Below are 16,723 nucleotides of genomic sequence, written 5' to 3' on the forward strand. Positions count from 1 at the left end.
ACAGTCCGCGTTATCCTTGCGTTCTTCGCGAGCAAGCTCGCTCCTACACAGGGGGCTGGCGTACACCCCGCCCATGTTCACCAGGGCCCGATAGCATGATGATTCTCTCTCCCTGGCGCGCCGACTTTCCGGCCATCGCCGCCCTGCAACGGCAAGGCCAGACGTATCTGGACAACGCCGCCACCACGCAAAAACCCCAAGCCCTGCTGGATGCCCTGGCGCATTACTACGCCAACGGCGCGGCCAACGTGCATCGCGCGCAACACCTGCCCGGCGCCCACGCCACCCAGGCGTTCGAGGACAGCCGGCGCAAAGCCGCGCAATGGCTCAATGCCGGCGACAGCGGTCAGATTGTCTTTACCCACGGTGCGACTAGCGCACTGAACCTCCTGGCCTATGGCCTGGAGCATCATTTCATTCCAGGCGACGAGATTGTCATCAGCGCTCTGGAACACCACGCCAACCTCCTGCCGTGGCAACAACTGGCGCGCCGTCGCGACCTGAAGCTGGTGATTCTGCCGCTGGATGCGGACGGAGTGATCGACCTTGAAGCCGCCGGACGCTTGATCGGCCCTCGCACACGTCTGCTGGCAGTCAGCCAGTTGTCCAACGTCATCGGTGCCTGGCAGCCACTACCCGCGCTGCTGGCGCTAGCCAAGGCACACAACGCGCTTACCGTGATCGACGGCGCCCAGGGCGTGGTCCATGGCCGCCACGACGTGCAGGCGCTGGGCTGCGACTTCTATGTATTTTCCAGCCACAAGCTCTACGGCCCCGATGGCCTGGGCGTGCTGTTCGGGCGCAACGAGGCGCTCACGCAACTGCGCCATTGGCAGTTCGGCGGCGAAATGGTGCTGGACGCGGATTACCTCAGCGCCCGTTTCCGCCCTGCCCCGCTGGGCTTCGAAGCCGGAACGCCCCCCATTTCCAGTGTCATCGGGCTGGGCGCAACCCTGGATTACCTCGCCGGCCTCGACCAGGACGCGGTCTCGGCCCATGAGGCGGCGTTGCATGCCTGCCTGCTGAAAGGCCTTGGGGCACGCACTGGCATTCGGTTGCTGGGCAGGCCGCAAGTGGCACTGGCCAGTTTTATCGTCGAAGGGGTGCATAACTCGGATCTGGCGCACCTGCTGACCGAACAGGGCATCGCCGTGCGCGCCGGTCATCACTGCGCCATGCCGTTGCTCAAAAGCTACAAATTGGCCGGTGCGATTCGGGTGTCGTTGGCGTTGTACAACGATTCCGAGGATCTGCAACGGTTCTTTGAAGCGCTGGACCAGGCACTGGAGTTGCTGCGATGAACTTGCCCGCCGATGCCGTAACCGCACTCGCAACCTTTCAGGCTGCCGCTGGCTGGGAACAACGCGCGCGCCTGCTGATGCAATGGGGCGAGCGCCTGCCCGCCTTGAGCGACGCGCACATGTGCGACGCCAACCGGGTGCACGGCTGTGAAAGCCAGGTGTGGCTGGTGGGTGAGTTGCAGGGCGGTCACTGGCAGTTCAGCGCCAACAGCGATGCGCGGTTGATTCGCGGGTTGGTGGCGTTGCTGCTGGCGCGGGTCAACGGGTTGTCAGCGGCTGAGTTGCGGCAGGTTGATTTGCCGGACTGGTTCAATCAGTTGGGGTTGGGGCGACAGTTGTCGCAGTCGCGTAGTAACGGCTTGAATGCGGTGCTTCAGCGGATGCGGGAGCTGGCCGGTTAATCGCCTTCGCGAGCAAGCCCGCTCCCACAGGGGATTTGTGTTCGGCTCATTTCCAATGTGGGAGCGGGCTTGCTCGCGAAGAGGCCATCAGCAACAACCTCAGGCTTGAGGTTTAATGCGCTCCGCCGGCCGCCGCACGCCTGCTACGATCTTGTCCACCGCCTTGGTCGCCGCGACCATGCCGAAGGTCGCCGTCACCATCATCACCGCGCCAAAACCACCGGCACAGTCGAGCTTCACGCCGTCACCGACAAAACTCTTCTGCAAACAAATGCTGCCGTCCGGTTTCGGATAGCGCAGTTGCTCGGTGGAGAACACGCACGGCACGCTGTAATGACGAGTCACCGTGCGCGAGAAGCCATAGTCGCGGCGCAAGGTGGAGCGCACTTTCGACGCCAGCGGGTCATTGAACGTGCGGTTGAGGTCGCAGACCTGGATCAGCGTCGGGTCGATCTGCCCGCCCGCGCCGCCAGTGGTGATGATCTGGATCTTGCGCCGCTTGCACCAGGCGATCAGCGCCGCTTTGGCGTTGACGCTGTCGATGCAGTCGATCACGCAGTCGATGTTCGGCGTGATGTACTCAGCCATGGTCTCGCGGGTGACGAAATCCGGCACCGCGTGCACCGTGCAATCCGGGTTGATCCCGCGCAGGCGCTCGGCCATCACCTCGACCTTGGGTTTGCCGACGGTACTGTCCAGCGCATGCAACTGGCGGTTGGCGTTGCTGACGCAGATATCGTCCAGGTCGAACAACGAAATCTCGCCGACCCCGCAACGGGCCATGGCTTCCGCCGCCCAGGACCCAACGCCACCGACGCCGACGATCGCCACATGCGCAGCTTTCAAGCGCTCAAGGCCTTCGATGCCATACAATCGGGCGATGCCTGCAAACCGCGGATCTTCTGTACTCATGACCATAACCCCAAAAACCGGCGCGCATTATAGGGCGATATGAAGACAAAATCAGTTACATGAAAAACTGAAAGAACTTTAACGGAATCAGATTGCCCAAAGTCCGGTATTTCCCTGTCCGCTGTACGAGCAGTGAACCGCCAGTGTAGGAAGCGCGCCCTTTCGCGGCCGCCGAATGTCCCCTCGTTCCACAGCCTTTGGAACCCGAAATAGCTATGTCATCGCGTAAATTTGGACTCAACCTGGTGGTGGTGCTCGCCATCGCTGCCTTGTTTACCGGCTTCTGGGCGCTGATCAACCGCCCGGTGACCGCCCCCAACTGGCCCGAACAGATCTCCGGCTTCTCGTACTCACCTTTCCAGCAGGGTCAATTCCCACAGAAGGAGCAGTACCCGACCGACGATCAAATGCGTCGTGACCTGGAGATCATGAGCAAGTTGACGGACAACATCCGTACTTACTCGGTCGACGGTACGCTGGAGAACATTCCCAAGCTGGCGGAAGAGTTTGGCCTGCGAGTGACGCTGGGGATCTGGATCAGCCCGGACCAGGAGCGCAACGAGCGCGAAATCACCCGCGCCATCGACATCGCCAACTCCTCGCGCAGCGTGGTTCGCGTGGTGGTCGGTAACGAAGCGCTCTTTCGCAAGGAAATCACTGCCCAGGAACTCAGCGTCCTGCTCGACCGCGTCCGCGCTGCCGTGAAGGTACCGGTGACCACGTCCGAACAGTGGCACGTCTGGGAAGAACACCCTGAACTGGCCAAGCACGTCGACCTGATCGCCGCCCACGTACTGCCGTACTGGGAATTCATCCCGATGGACAAGGCCGGGCAGTTTGTCCTCGATCGCGCCCGCGACCTGAAAAAGATGTTCCCGAAAAAACCGCTGCTGCTCTCCGAGGTGGGCTGGCCGAGCAACGGCCGCATGCGCGGGGGCGCCGATGCGTCGCCGGCAGACCAGGCCATCTACCTGCGAACCCTGGTCAACAAGCTCAATCGCCAAGGCTTCAACTACTTCGTGATCGAAGCGTTCGACCAGCCGTGGAAGGCCAGTGACGAAGGCTCGGTGGGTGCTTATTGGGGCGTGTTCAACGCCGCGCGCCAACAGAAATTCAACTTCGAAGGCCCGGTGGTCGCCATTCCGCAATGGCGCGTGCTGGCCATCGGCTCGGTGGTGCTGGCCTTGCTGTCACTGACCCTGTTGATGATCGACGGTTCGGCCCTGCGTCAACGCGGCCGGACCTTCCTGACCTTCATCGCGTTTCTCTGCGGTTCGGTGCTGGTGTGGATCGGTTATGACTACAGCCAGCAATACAGCACCTGGTTCAGCCTGACAGTGGGGTTCCTGCTCGCCCTTGGTGCGCTCGGGGTGTTCATCGTGTTGCTGACCGAGGCCCATGAACTGGCCGAAGCCGTGTGGGTGCACAAGCGCCGGCGCGAGTTCCTGCCGGTGGAGGGCGACTCGAGCTACCGTCCGAAAGTGTCGATCCACGTGCCTTGCTACAACGAACCGCCGGAGATGGTCAAACAGACCCTCAACGCCCTGGCCAAACTCGACTATCCCGACTTCGAAGTCCTGATCATCGACAACAACACCAAGGACCCTGCGGTCTGGGAACCGGTGCGCGATTACTGCGAAACCCTCGGCCCGCGCTTCAAGTTCTTCCACGTCGCGCCCTTGGCCGGTTTCAAGGGCGGTGCGCTGAACTACCTGATTCCGCACACCGCCAAGGACGCCGAAGTGATCGCGGTGATCGACTCCGACTACTGCGTGCACCCCAACTGGCTCAAGCACATGGTGCCGCATTTCGCCGATCCGAAGATCGCCGTGGTGCAGTCGCCGCAGGACTACCGCGACCAGAACGAAAGTACCTTCAAGAGGCTCTGCTACGCCGAGTACAAAGGTTTCTTCCACATCGGCATGGTCACCCGCAACGACCGTGACGCGATCATCCAGCATGGCACCATGACCATGACCCGCCGCTCGGTGCTCGAAGAACTGGGTTGGGCCGACTGGTGCATCTGCGAAGACGCCGAACTCGGTCTGCGGGTGTTTGAAAAAGGCCTGTCGGCGGCGTATTACCACGACAGCTACGGCAAGGGCTTGATGCCCGACACCTTCATCGACTTCAAGAAACAGCGTTTCCGCTGGGCCTACGGCGCGATCCAGATCATCAAGCGCCACACCGCCAGCCTGCTGCGCGGCAAGGACACCGAGCTGACGCGCGGCCAGCGCTACCACTTCCTCGCGGGCTGGTTGCCGTGGGTAGCCGATGGCATGAACATCTTCTTCACCGTCGGCGCGCTGTTGTGGTCGGCGGCGATGATCATCGTGCCACAACGGGTCGACCCGCCGCTGCTGATTTTCGCCATCCCGCCCCTGGCGCTGTTCGTGTTCAAGGTCGGCAAGATCATCTTCCTCTACCGTCGTGCGGTGGGCGTGAACCTCAAGGATGCATTCTGCGCGGCGCTGGCCGGGCTGGCGTTGTCGCACACCATCGCCAAGGCGGTGCTGTACGGTTTCTTCACCAGCAGCATTCCGTTCTTCCGCACGCCCAAGAACGCCGATAACCACGGCTTCTGGGTGGCGATTTCCGAGGCTCGCGAAGAGCTGTTCATCATGCTGCTGTTGTGGGGCGCAGCCCTGGGGATCTACCTGGTGAACGGCATGCCGAGCAACGACATGCGCTTCTGGGTGACCATGTTGCTGGTGCAGTCGCTGCCATACCTGGCCGCGCTGATAATGGCGTTCCTGTCGTCTCTGCCCAAGCCGTCGGTCGAGGCGCAAACGGCACCCGTGGTTTAAATCAGCCCGGATGCACTAAACGGCGGCCAATGGTCGCCGTTTTGCTTTAAGATAACCGCCATTTTGCGGGGCTGGTTCAAGGGCCAAGCCCAATACCTGTAGGAGCGAGCCTGCTCGCGAGAAACGTAAGGGCAACGCGGTCATCCAAATCGCACGCGTAATCGTTAACGTCCATCGCGAGCAAGCTCGCTCCTACACATTTACAGCTTCCGGAGTTTTCCATGACGGCCCACGCCGACCTTTCGCCGACCCTTCAACTCGCCATCGACCTGATCCGCCGTCCGTCCGTGACCCCGGTCGACGCCGATTGCCAGAAGCAGATGATGCAGCGCCTGGGCGATGCCGGCTTTGCCCTGGAACCGATGCGCATCGAAGATGTGGATAACTTCTGGGCCACCCACGGCAAACACGATGGCCCGGTGCTGTGCTTCGCCGGCCACACCGACGTGGTACCGACCGGCCCGGTGACGGCCTGGCAGATCGACCCGTTCAACGCGGTGATCGACGAGCACGGCATGCTCTGTGGCCGTGGCGCGGCGGACATGAAAGGCAGCCTGGCGTCGATGACCGTGGCCGCCGAGCGTTTCGTCGCCGACTACCCGGATCACAAGGGCAAGGTTGCCTTCCTGATCACCAGCGATGAAGAAGGCCCGGCGCATCACGGCACCAAGGCGGTGATTGAACGCCTGGCTGCGCGCAAGGAGCGCCTGGACTGGTGCATCGTCGGGGAACCGTCGAGCACCACCCTGGTCGGTGACGTGGTCAAGAACGGTCGTCGCGGCTCCCTCGGCGCCAAGCTGACCGTGCGCGGTGTGCAGGGCCATGTGGCCTATCCGCACCTGGCGAAGAACCCGATCCACCTCGCCGCTCCGGCGCTGGCGGAACTGGCCGCCGAGCATTGGGACCACGGCAACGACTTCTTCCCGCCAACCAGTTTCCAGATTTCCAATGTCAACTCCGGCACCGGTGCGACCAACGTGATCCCGGGTGACCTGGTTGCCGTGTTCAACTTCCGCTTCTCCACCGAGTCCACCGTCGAAGGCCTGCAAAAGCGCGTCGCCGACATCCTCGACAAGCACGGCCTGGACTGGCACATCGACTGGGCATTGTCGGGCCTGCCGTTCCTCACCGAACCGGGCGCGCTGCTCGATGCGGTGTCTTCGAGCATCAAGGACATCACCGGTCGGGAAACCAAGGCGTCCACCAGCGGCGGTACTTCCGATGGCCGCTTCATCGCGACCATGGGCACGCAAGTGGTTGAACTGGGGCCGGTCAACGCGACCATCCACCAGGTCAACGAACGCGTACTGGCCGCAGACCTCGACGTGCTAACCGAGATCTACTACCAGACCCTGATCAAGTTGCTCGCCTGATGCTCGCGTGTCCGATCTGCAGCGAACCGCTGGGCGCGGTGGACAATGGCGTGGCCTGCCCCGCCGGGCATCGTTTCGACCGCGCGCGCCAGGGTTACCTGAACCTGTTGCCGGTGCAGCACAAGAACAGCCGTGACCCTGGGGATAACCAGGCAATGGTCCAAGCCCGCCGTGACTTCCTCAACGCCGGCCATTACGCGCCGGTGGCCAAGCGCCTGGCGGAGCTGGCAGCCGGTTACGCGCCACAGCGCTGGGTCGACATCGGCTGCGGCGAGGGCTACTACACCGCGCAAATCGCCGACGCCTTGCCCAACGCCGACGGCTACGCCCTGGACATCTCCCGGGAAGCGGTCAAGCGTGCCTGCAAACGCAACCCCGGGCTCACCTGGTTGATCGCCAGCATGGCCCGCGTGCCACTGGCGTCGGGCAGCTGTCAGTTCCTCGCCAGCGTCTTCAGCCCGCTGGATTGGGACGAAGCCAAGCGCCTGCTCAGCCCCGGCGGCGGCCTGATGAAAGTCGGACCGACCAGCGGCCACCTGATGGAACTGCGCGAGCGGCTGTACGACGAAGTCCGCGAGTACATCGACGACAAGCACCTGGATCTGGTGCCCGAAGGCATGGCGCTGGCGCACAGCGAAACCCTGACATTCAAACTGACGCTTGCCAGCGGCCAGGACCGGGCGAACCTGTTGGCCATGACGCCCCACGGCTGGCGCGCCAGTGCCGAACGCCGGGCTGCGGTCATCGAGCAGGTCGAACCCTTCGAGGTCACCGTGTCGATGCGCTACGATTATTTCGTACTTCAATAACTTCAAACATTTTTGGTCTCGGGCAACGGCCCGGGGCCGGCTAAATCCGCGAATGGATTTTTCAGACACGCAGTGAGGACATCCATGCGCCAACCCGATATCGAGATTTACCTCAAAGACGCCGACGTCGACCACAAGGCCATCTCGGCCTGGCTCGGCACGGCACTGGGCCCTTGCACCGACTGGGTACAGAAAGGCCAGACCTACAAGTGCAAGGCGGGCAACGTGCCAGTGACCTGGTTGCCCAAGGCCGTAGGAAAGTGGAACAGTCTGTACCTGGAAAGCGATCAGACGCCGTGGGACGACGACATCGCCTGCGCCCGCGCCGCGTTCGCCGCGCTGAACGTCGAAGTGCGCTGCGCACCGGGTAGCTGGGTCGAGGAAGAAGGTGAAGAGACGGCGGATCGCTGGATTCGCATCAGCGCCGATGGTGAAGAAGAGATCACCTGGAAGACCGCATAACGTGTAGGAGCGAGCTTGCTCGCGAAGGTCGTCAACGATGACGCGCGAATACGGGAAAGCGCGGTGTCCCTGAGTTCTGTAGGAGCCGGCTTGCGGGCGAATCAGACGACGCGGTTTTTCAGGCACACCGCCTTCGCTGGCAAGCCAGCTCCTACAGGGTCCGTTTACAAACCAATCACATCCTCAGCCTGCAAGCCCTTCTCGCCGGTCACCACCCCATATTCAACCTGCTGGCCTTCGGTCAGCGAACGATGCCCTTCGCCGCGAATCGCGCGGTAATGCACGAACACGTCCACCCCGTCCTCGCGTTGAATGAAGCCGTAGCCCTTGGCATCGTTGAACCACTTCACACTGCCGGTTTCGCGCGTAGCCATTTCAGTACCCCCATTGTTTTTATTTTGAGCGGCCGAGTATATGACAGGCACAGAAACTCTCAACTACAGATTGGTTGACTGCTTTTTTGCCGATTTTCAGCGAATCCGGCACACTATCGACCACCCGAGCAATTGCTCGGTTTTATTCACTCACGCAGAAGCCGTATGACCCGCTCCCCGTTCCGCCGTCTTGTGTTTGGCACCCTGCGCCGACTGTTGTACCTCTGGGTTCGCTCGGAGACGATCAACCAGTCGTCGTTCACCCTCAACCTCGACCGCAGTCGTCCGGTGTTCTACGTCCTGCAAAACCCTTCGCTGACTGACCTTGCCGTGGTCGACACCGAATGCACCAAGGCCGGCCTGCCGCGCCCGGTGTTGCCGGTATCGGTGGGCAACCTGCTGGAGCCGGCGGCGTTCTTCTACCTGACCCCGGACCCTGACTGGCTCGGCCGCCAGGACAAGCGCGGCGCGCCACCCACCCTGACCCGCCTGGTCAGCGCCTTGAGCCAGAACGCCGCCGAAGACGCGCAGATCATTCCGGTCAGCGTGTTCTGGGGCCAGTCGCCGGACAGCGAAAACAGTCCATGGAAACTGTTGTTCGCCGACAGCTGGGCAGTCACCGGACGCCTGCGTCGCTTGCTCAGCATCATCGTGCTGGGACGCAAGACCCGCGTGCAGTTCTCCGCGCCGATTCACCTGCGCGAACTGATCGAGCACAACAAGGGCCACGAGCGCACCGTGCGCATGGCCCAGCGCATCCTTCGAGTGCATTTCCGCAACCTCAAAGCCGCAGTGATCGGCCCGGACATTTCCCACCGCCGCAACCTGGTCAAGGGCCTGGTCAATCAGCCCCTGGTCAGGCAAGCGATCCTCGACGAAGCCGAGCGCGAGAACATCTCGCCGGAGAAAGCCAAGGCCCAGGCCCTACGCTACGGCAACGAGATCGCCTCGGACTACACCTACACCGCGATCCGTTTCCTGGAAGTGGTGCTGAGCTGGTTCTGGAACAAGATCTACGACGGCATCAAGGTCAACCACATCGAAGGCGTGCAGAAAGTCGCCCAGGGTCACGAAGTGATCTACGTACCCTGCCACCGCAGCCATATCGACTACCTGTTGCTGTCGTACCTGCTGTTTCGCAACGGTTTGACCCCGCCGCACATCGCCGCCGGCATCAACCTGAACATGCCGGTGATCGGCAGCCTGCTGCGCCGTGGCGGCGCGTTCTTCATGCGCCGCACGTTCAAGGGCAACCCGCTGTACACCTCGGTGTTCAACGAATACCTGCACACCCTGTTCACCAAGGGCTTCCCGGTGGAGTACTTCGTCGAGGGCGGTCGGTCGCGCACCGGGCGCATGCTGCAGCCGAAGACCGGGATGCTGGCGATCACCCTGCGCAGCTTCCTGCGTTCGTCGCGCATGCCCATCGTCTTCGTGCCGGTGTACATCGGCTACGAGCGCGTGCTGGAAGGCCGCACTTACCTGGGCGAGTTGCGTGGCGCGACCAAGAAGAAAGAATCGATCTTCGACATCTTCAAAGTCATCGGCGCGCTCAAGCAGCGCTTCGGTCAAGTCGCGGTGAACTTCGGGGAGCCGATCAAACTCGCGGAATTTCTCGACAGCGAGCAGCCGGACTGGCGCAAGCAGGAACTGGGCCCGCAGTTCAAACCGGCCTGGCTCAATGAAACCACCAACCGCCTCGGTGAAAAAGTCGCCCAGCACTTGAACGAAGCGGCGGCGATCAACCCGGTCAACCTGGTCGCGCTGGCACTGCTGTCCACCAGCCGCCTGGCCCTGGACGACCGCGCCATGGCACGGGTCCTCGACCTGTACCTGGCGTTGTTGCGCAAGGTTCCGTACTCGCCGCACACCACGCTACCGGACGGTGACGGTCGAGCGTTGATCGAGCATGTGAAGGACATGGACTTGCTCTCGGAGCAAAGCGACGCCCTGGGCAAAATTCTCTATCTGGACGAGCAGAACGCCGTCCTGATGACCTACTATCGCAACAACGTACTGCACATCTTTGCGCTGCCGGCGCTGCTGGCGAGTTTCTTCCAGAGCGCATCGCGCATGAGCCGCGAACAGATCCTGCGCTACACCCGTGCGCTGTACCCCTACCTGCAAGCGGAGTTGTTCATTCGCTGGTCGCTGGACGAACTCGATGCGGTGATCGACCAATGGCTGCAAGCCTTCGTCGAGCAAGGCCTGCTGCGCTTCGAAAATGACGTCTACTTGCGCCCGGCGCCAAGCTCACGACACTTCGTGCTGCTGACGCTATTGTCGAAAAGCATCGCCCAGACCTTGCAGCGCTTCTACATGACCGTGTCCCTGCTGCTCAACAGCGGCCAGAACAGCATCAGCGCCGAAGAACTGGAAGACCTGTGCACGGTCATGGCCCAGCGTCTGTCGATCCTGCATGGCCTGAACGCCCCGGAATTCTTCGACAAGAGCCTGTTCCGCCACTTCATCCAGACGATGCTCGACCTTGAAGTATTCAAGCGCGACGAGACGGGCAAGCTGAGCTATCACGAGCTGCTCGGCGAATTGGCAGAAGGCGCGGCGAAGCGGGTGTTGCCGGCGGAGATTCGCTTGTCGATCCGTCAGGTGGCGTTGCATCGCAGTGAAGATGCGGCGGATCAACTGCCATCCACTGCACCCTGATATCCCTGAGGCCCCTGAACACGGATGTTCAGGAAGATTCGTCGCGGATTTGCAGAAATTACCTACAAGAGTTTGCCTACCTCAACCCCTATGCTTGGCGCTCGTCATCTTCGACGAATCATTGGATAAGGAAATCATGATGAGTAACGAAAACACCAAGAGCATCAGCGGTACCGTTCACTACCTGCGAAAGATCGGGCTGGCACCGAACTCCACACTTCAAGTCAGCCTGCAGGATGTCTCTGTGGCTGATGCCCCGGCCAAGCAACTTGCCACCCAGGTTATCCGCAATGCTGAAACCGCCGGGTTGAGTTTCAACCTGGAATACAGCACCGCGGATATCCAGGCAGGTCACACCTATGCAATCAGTGCACAAATCGAAAGCGAAGGACGGCTGATCTTTATCAACACTGAACACTTCCCGGTAGAGTTGGGTGTCGACTATCTGCAACCACTGGACATACGGGTCGATAACATCGCCGCGATTGCGCAACCGGATGCCTGACGTGATGCCAGGTGCCTGAAACAGTTTGCGAGGCGATATTGCTGGCAAAATCCGTTAAATTGTCGTTGGCGCCGCTCTTCTTCAGGCGCCAATGACAAGGATCCGCCTCATGAAAAAACTCCGTTTTACCGCCCTGTGCGCAGGTTTGATGATTTCTGCCAGCGCCTTCGCGCTGTCCCTCAGCGACCTGTCGCAGAAAGACGCCACCGGCGGACTCAAGGACGCCCTGACCCAAGGCGCGCAACTGGCCGTGAAACAACTCGGCACCCCGGGCGGCTTCAGCAACAACCCGGACGTAAAGATCGAACTGCCGGGCAAACTGGGCAAAGTCGCCAGCAAAATGAAACAGTTCGGCATGGGTGATCAAGTCGATCAACTGGAAACCAGCATGAACAAAGCGGCGGAAACCGCCGTGACCCAGGCCCAGCCGATCCTCGTCGACGCAGTGAAGAAAATGTCCGTTGCAGACGCCAAGGGCATTCTCAGCGGCGGCAATGACTCAGCCACCCAATACCTGAACAAGACCAGCCGCGAACAAATCCGCGCCAAGTTCTTGCCAATCGTCAAGCAAGCCACCGACCAGGTTGGCCTGGCCCAACAATACAACTCGTTCGCCGGCCAAGCCGCGACCATGGGCGTGATCGACGCAAAGAACGCCAACGTCGAAAACTATGTGACCGAACAGGCGTTGAACGGCTTGTTCGAGATGATCGGCAAACAGGAAGAAACCATCCGCCAGAACCCGGCGGCTGCGGCGACCAGTTTGGCCAAGAAGGTGTTTGGTACTTTGTAATTTTTAGCTGACGGCTACACCAGAAAAGCCCGCTGAACCTGTGAAGGTCAGCGGGTTATTTCGTTGTCTATTGCTGCGGGTCAAGGTGATCCAGCACGTCAGGCCGGTTCTTTCTTGATCCGGAACCAGGCCGCATACAATGCCGGCAGGAACAACAGCGTCAACGCCGTCGCCACAATCAAGCCGCCCATGATCGCCACCGCCATCGGCCCGAAGAACACACTGCGCGACAGCGGAATCATGGCCAGAACAGCCGCCAGTGCCGTCAACACAATCGGCCGGAACCGCCGCACCGTAGCCTCGATGATTGCCTGCCAGGGCTTCAACCCGGCAGCGATGTCCTGCTCGATCTGATCCACCAGGATCACCGAGTTACGCATGATCATCCCCGACAACGCGATGGTCCCGAGCATGGCCACGAAGCCGAACGGCTGGCGGAACACCATCAGGAACAGCGTCACCCCGATCAAGCCCAAGGGCGCCGTCAGGAACACCATTGCCGTGCGTGAGAAACTGCGCAACTGCAGCATCAGCAAGGTCAACACCACAACGATGAACAACGGCACGCCAGCCTTCACCGAGTTCTGCCCGCGTGCAGAGTCTTCCACGGTACCGCCGACATCCAGCAAGTAGCCGTCGGGCAGTTCAGCGCGGATCGGATCAAGTGTCGGCATGATCTGCTGCACCAAAGTCGCCGGTTGCTCCTTGCCATAGATGTCGGCACGTACAGTGACATTGGGCAGGCGATTGCGGTGCCAGATCACGCCTTCTTCGAAGCCGTATTCCAGCGTCGCAATCTGCGACAGGGCCACGCTGCGACCATTGTCGGTCGGCACCGCCAGGCTTGGCAGCAGCGACAGCTCGGTGCGCTCATGCAAGGTGCCGCGCAACAGGATCTCGATCAACTCGTTGTCTTCGCGGTACTGGCTGACGCTGGAACCGGTCAGCGAGCTCTGCAAGAACTTAGACAGGTTCGCCGTGCTCACACCCAGTGCCCGCGCACGGTCCTGATCGATGTTCAGGTACACCACCTTGCTAGGCTCTTCCCAGTCCAGGTGGACGTTGACCACATGGGGATTTTCGCGAACCTTGGCCGCGACCTTGCGGGCCAGTGCGCGGACTTCCTCGATGTGCTCACCGGTCACCCGGAATTGCACCGGATAGCCAACCGGCGGGCCGTTTTCCAGGCGCGTGACCCGCGAGCGCAAGGCCGGGAATTGTTCGTTGAGGGTGGTGATCAGCCAGGTGCGCAGGGGTTCGCGATCCTCGATGGTTTTCGCCAGGACGACAAACTGGGCGAAGCTCGCGGCGGGCAGCTGCTGATCCAACGGCAGGTAAAAACGCGGCGAACCGGTGCCGACGTAGGCCACGTAGTTGTCGATTCCGGCTTTGTCCTTGAGCAACGCTTCGAGGCGCTTGACCTCTTCGGCCGTATTGCTCAGGGATGCGCCTTCGGCCAGCTTCAGGTCGACCATCAACTCCAAACGGCCGGAGGCCGGGAAGAACTGTTGCGGCACGAAGCGGAACAGCACGATGGAGGCAATGAACAGCACCACGGTCGCGGTGATCACGGTTTTACGCCAGCGCACGCACCATTCCACCAGGTGCCGAACGCGCTGATAAAACGGCGTAGCGTAGGGATCGGGTTGGCCGGCTCCGTGTTTGGCTGCATGAATTTTCGCCAGGTCCGGCAGGAGTTTTTCCCCCAGGTACGGCACGAAGAGCACCGCCGCCACCCAGGATGCCAGCAGCGCAATGGTCACCACTTCGAAAATCGAACGGGTGTATTCGCCGGTGCCCGATTGCGCGGTGGCGATCGGCAGGAAACCGGCGGCGGTGATCAGCGTGCCGGTGAGCATCGGGAAGGCGGTACTGGTCCAGGCATAGCTCGCCGCCTTGATCCGGTCGAAGCCCTGCTCCATTTTGATCGCCATCATTTCCACGGCGATGATGGCGTCGTCCACCAGCAAGCCCAGCGCCAACACCAGTGCGCCGAGGGAAATCTTGTGCAGGCCAATCCCCAGGTAATACATGCAGGCGAACGTCATCGCCAGCACCAGCGGAATGGCCAGGGCCACCACCATGCCGGTGCGCACACCGAGGGAGAAGAAGCTCACCAGCAACACGATGGCCAGCGCTTCGACCAACACCTGGACGAACTCGCCGACCCCGGTTTTCACCGCGGCCGGTTGGTCGGAGACCTTGCGCAATTGCATGCCGGCCGGGAGATTCTTCTGGATGCGGGCAAACTCGATTTCCAGGGCCTTGCCCAGCACCAGGATGTCACCACCGTCCTTCATCGCCACGGCAAGGCCGATGGCGTCTTCAGCCATGAAGCGCATGCGCGGTGCCGGTGGATCGTTGAAGCCGCGACGCACGTTGGCGACATCCGAAATGCGGAACGTCCGATCGCCGACGCGAATCGGGAAGTTCTTGATCTCTTCGACCGTCTGAAAATTCCCCGAGACCCGTAGCTGCAATCGCTCGCTGGTGGTTTCAAAGAAGCCGGCGGTGGACACCGCATTCTGTTCTTCAAGGGCTTGTTGCACCGCCGCCAAGGGCAGCCCGAGGGTGGCGAGCTTGACGTTGGACAACTCGATCCAGATCTTTTCGTCCTGCAAGCCGAGCAGGTCGACCTTGCCCACGTCCTTGACCCGCTGCAGCTGGATCTGGATGCGGTCGGCGTAGTCCTTGAGCACGGCGTAATCGAAACCCTCGCCGGTCAGCGCGTAGATATTGCCGAAGGTGGTGCCGAATTCATCGTTGAAGAACGGCCCTTGAATGCCCGGCGGCAAAGTATGACGAATGTCGCTGACCTTCTTGCGCACCTGATACCAAAGTTCCGGGATCTCCACCGAGTGCATGGAGTCACGGGCGATGAACGTCACCTGGGATTCACCCGGGCGGGAGAACGACACGATGCGCTCGTACTCGCCGGTTTCCATCAGCTTCTTTTCAATGCGTTCGGTGACCTGCCGCGAGACTTCCTGCGCGGTCGCTCCCGGCCAGTTGGTGCGGATGACCATGGCCTTGAAGGTGAATGGAGGGTCTTCGCTTTGACCCAGCTTGGTGTAGGACAGTGCGCCGACGATCGCCAGCAAAAGCATCAGGAACAGGACGATCTGGCGATTGCGCAGTGCCCAGGCGGAAAGATTGAAACCCATCGGGGATTACTCCTTGTCCGCCAGATTGACCACGCGGTTGGAGCGATCCACCGGGCGTACGGCCTGCCCGTCGAGAAGCACATGGACGCCGGCGGCCACCACCCAGTCGCTGGCATTGAGGCCTTCGAGCACCGGAACGGTTTTCTCACCGAAGGCGCCGACCCGCACCGGGGTCTTCTTCAAGGTGTTGTTGGCGCTGACGACCCAGACGTAGGTCACGCCGTTTTCCGCAGTCAGCGCTGACAGTGGCACCGACAACGCCACGGCTTCGGCCGTCTGCACGAAGACACGGGCGCTCTGGCCGAGTTCGGCCGGCACCTTGCCGGCATTGAAGGCGATACGTGCAGCGAAGGTGCGGGACTTGGGATCAGCGGCCGGCGACAGCTCGCGGATGTGTCCGGCGAAGCGTTGATCAGGTTGCGTCCACAACTCCACCGCCACCGGCTGGCCGACCTTGAAGCGGCCGAAGCTTTGCTCCGGCAGGCTGATCAACACTTCACGCTCGCCATCGGTGGCCAGGGTGAACACCGTTTGCCCGGCCGCGACCACTTGCCCGACTTCCACCGCACGCTTGGCAACGATGCCATCCTGCGGCGCGCGCAATACCGCGTAACTGGCCTGATTGGTCGAGACGTTGAATTCGGCCTTGATCTGTTTAAGGCGCGCTTCACCGGAGCGGTACAGGTTTTCATGATTGTCGTACTGCGAGCGGCTGACCAGCTGACGTTCCATCAGGGTTTTGTAACGATCACGTTCGGCGCGCACCATGTTCAGGTTGGCCTCGGCGGCCGCGACCTGGGCGCGGGTGGCTTCCAGTTGCAGGCGCACGTCCTGGGGGTCGAGTTCCGCCAGCGGTTGATCGGCCTTGACCCGCTGCCCTTCGTCGACCAGTCGTCGGCTGACTTTGCCGCCTATGCGGAAGGCCAGGTCCGGTTCAAAACGGGCGCGCACTTCACCTGGATAACTTTCCATCACCTGGGTCGAAGGCTCTGGCTGGACCACCATGGCCGGGCGCACGCTGACCGCAGGCGCCTCCTCGTGACCACACGCGGTCAATAAGAACGCCAGGCTGACTGGCAACGCGAGGGGCAAGGCATAGCGGAACATGGTGAAGGACCTTTCGCCAATGGTGCTTGGAATAATTATACTGACGAGTAT

At 61.4% G+C, this 16,723-nt stretch carries 13 protein-coding genes; 9 read left to right on the plus strand and 4 right to left on the minus strand.

Annotated features, from left to right (window positions below; genetic code table 11):
- Positions 1-95: 95 nt before the first annotated feature.
- Both ACYP2Q_RS28570 and ACYP2Q_RS28575 read left to right on the plus strand, forming a co-directional pair.
- Entirely contained in the window at positions 96-1,301 is a 1,206-nt protein-coding gene (locus ACYP2Q_RS28570) for an aminotransferase class V-fold PLP-dependent enzyme (protein ID WP_459733521.1), read from the plus strand.
- Positions 1,298-1,702 carry a SufE family protein gene (locus ACYP2Q_RS28575; RefSeq protein WP_459733522.1) on the plus strand — a complete coding sequence of 135 codons (405 nt, stop codon included), beginning with the start codon at positions 1,298-1,300 and terminating at the stop codon, positions 1,700-1,702. Before ACYP2Q_RS28570 ends, ACYP2Q_RS28575 begins: the two co-directional genes overlap by 4 nt.
- 99 nt (positions 1,703-1,801) lie before the next feature.
- On the opposite strand, the gene tcdA is transcribed toward ACYP2Q_RS28575, so the two are convergent.
- Positions 1,802-2,620 carry a tRNA cyclic N6-threonylcarbamoyladenosine(37) synthase TcdA gene (gene tcdA, locus ACYP2Q_RS28580; protein ID WP_459733523.1) on the minus strand — a complete coding sequence of 273 codons (819 nt, stop codon included), beginning with the start codon at positions 2,618-2,620 and terminating at the stop codon, positions 1,802-1,804.
- 209 nt (positions 2,621-2,829) lie between these two features.
- Between tcdA and ACYP2Q_RS28585 the strand changes: the two genes are divergently transcribed.
- The 4 genes from ACYP2Q_RS28585 to ACYP2Q_RS28600 all read left to right on the plus strand — a co-directional run bounded on the left by ACYP2Q_RS28585 (position 2,830) and on the right by ACYP2Q_RS28600 (position 8,065).
- Positions 2,830-5,421 (plus strand): glycosyltransferase, encoded by a 2,592-nt coding sequence (locus tag ACYP2Q_RS28585; RefSeq protein WP_459733524.1) that lies wholly within the window; start codon positions 2,830-2,832, stop codon positions 5,419-5,421.
- A 221-nt stretch (positions 5,422-5,642) separates the two neighbouring features.
- Complete coding sequence (gene dapE, locus ACYP2Q_RS28590; protein WP_459733525.1) at positions 5,643-6,794, plus strand: succinyl-diaminopimelate desuccinylase; 1,152 nt, start codon at positions 5,643-5,645, stop codon at positions 6,792-6,794.
- Positions 6,794-7,603 (plus strand): putative RNA methyltransferase, encoded by an 810-nt coding sequence (locus tag ACYP2Q_RS28595; protein ID WP_459733526.1) that lies wholly within the window; start codon positions 6,794-6,796, stop codon positions 7,601-7,603. Before dapE ends, ACYP2Q_RS28595 begins: the two co-directional genes overlap by 1 nt.
- An 84-nt stretch (positions 7,604-7,687) precedes the next feature.
- The gene (locus ACYP2Q_RS28600) at positions 7,688-8,065 is read left to right on the plus strand and encodes a hypothetical protein (protein ID WP_046816499.1); all 378 of its coding nucleotides are present in this window, start codon (positions 7,688-7,690) and stop codon (positions 8,063-8,065) included.
- 164 nt (positions 8,066-8,229) lie between these two features.
- On the opposite strand, the gene ACYP2Q_RS28605 is transcribed toward ACYP2Q_RS28600, so the two are convergent.
- On the minus strand, positions 8,230-8,439 hold the full coding sequence (locus ACYP2Q_RS28605; RefSeq protein WP_459733527.1) for a cold-shock protein: 210 nt from the start codon (positions 8,437-8,439) through the stop codon (positions 8,230-8,232).
- A 165-nt stretch (positions 8,440-8,604) separates the two neighbouring features.
- Here ACYP2Q_RS28605 and plsB point away from each other — a divergent pair, with 165 nt between their 5' ends.
- The 3 genes from plsB to ACYP2Q_RS28620 all read left to right on the plus strand — a co-directional run bounded on the left by plsB (position 8,605) and on the right by ACYP2Q_RS28620 (position 12,401).
- Positions 8,605-11,103, plus strand: a complete 2,499-nt coding sequence (plsB, locus tag ACYP2Q_RS28610; RefSeq protein ID WP_459733528.1) for a glycerol-3-phosphate 1-O-acyltransferase PlsB — start codon at positions 8,605-8,607, stop codon at positions 11,101-11,103.
- Between the two features lie 139 nt (positions 11,104-11,242).
- Positions 11,243-11,608, plus strand: coding sequence for a YbaY family lipoprotein (locus ACYP2Q_RS28615; RefSeq protein ID WP_459733529.1), 366 nt, complete (start codon positions 11,243-11,245; stop codon positions 11,606-11,608).
- Between the two features lie 109 nt (positions 11,609-11,717).
- Positions 11,718-12,401 carry a DUF4197 domain-containing protein gene (locus tag ACYP2Q_RS28620; protein WP_459733530.1) on the plus strand — a complete coding sequence of 228 codons (684 nt, stop codon included), beginning with the start codon at positions 11,718-11,720 and terminating at the stop codon, positions 12,399-12,401.
- 98 nt (positions 12,402-12,499) lie between these two features.
- Here ACYP2Q_RS28620 and ACYP2Q_RS28625 read toward each other — a convergent pair whose 3' ends face one another.
- Together ACYP2Q_RS28625 and ACYP2Q_RS28630 are read right to left on the minus strand one after the other, a co-directional pair.
- Positions 12,500-15,565 carry an efflux RND transporter permease subunit gene (locus tag ACYP2Q_RS28625; protein WP_459733531.1) on the minus strand — a complete coding sequence of 1,022 codons (3,066 nt, stop codon included), beginning with the start codon at positions 15,563-15,565 and terminating at the stop codon, positions 12,500-12,502.
- 6 nt (positions 15,566-15,571) lie between these two features.
- Entirely contained in the window at positions 15,572-16,672 is a 1,101-nt protein-coding gene (locus ACYP2Q_RS28630; RefSeq protein WP_459733532.1) for an efflux RND transporter periplasmic adaptor subunit, read from the minus strand.
- Positions 16,673-16,723 lie beyond the last annotated feature (51 nt).

The sequence above is a fragment of the Pseudomonas sp. MHK4 genome (assembly GCF_054600775.1).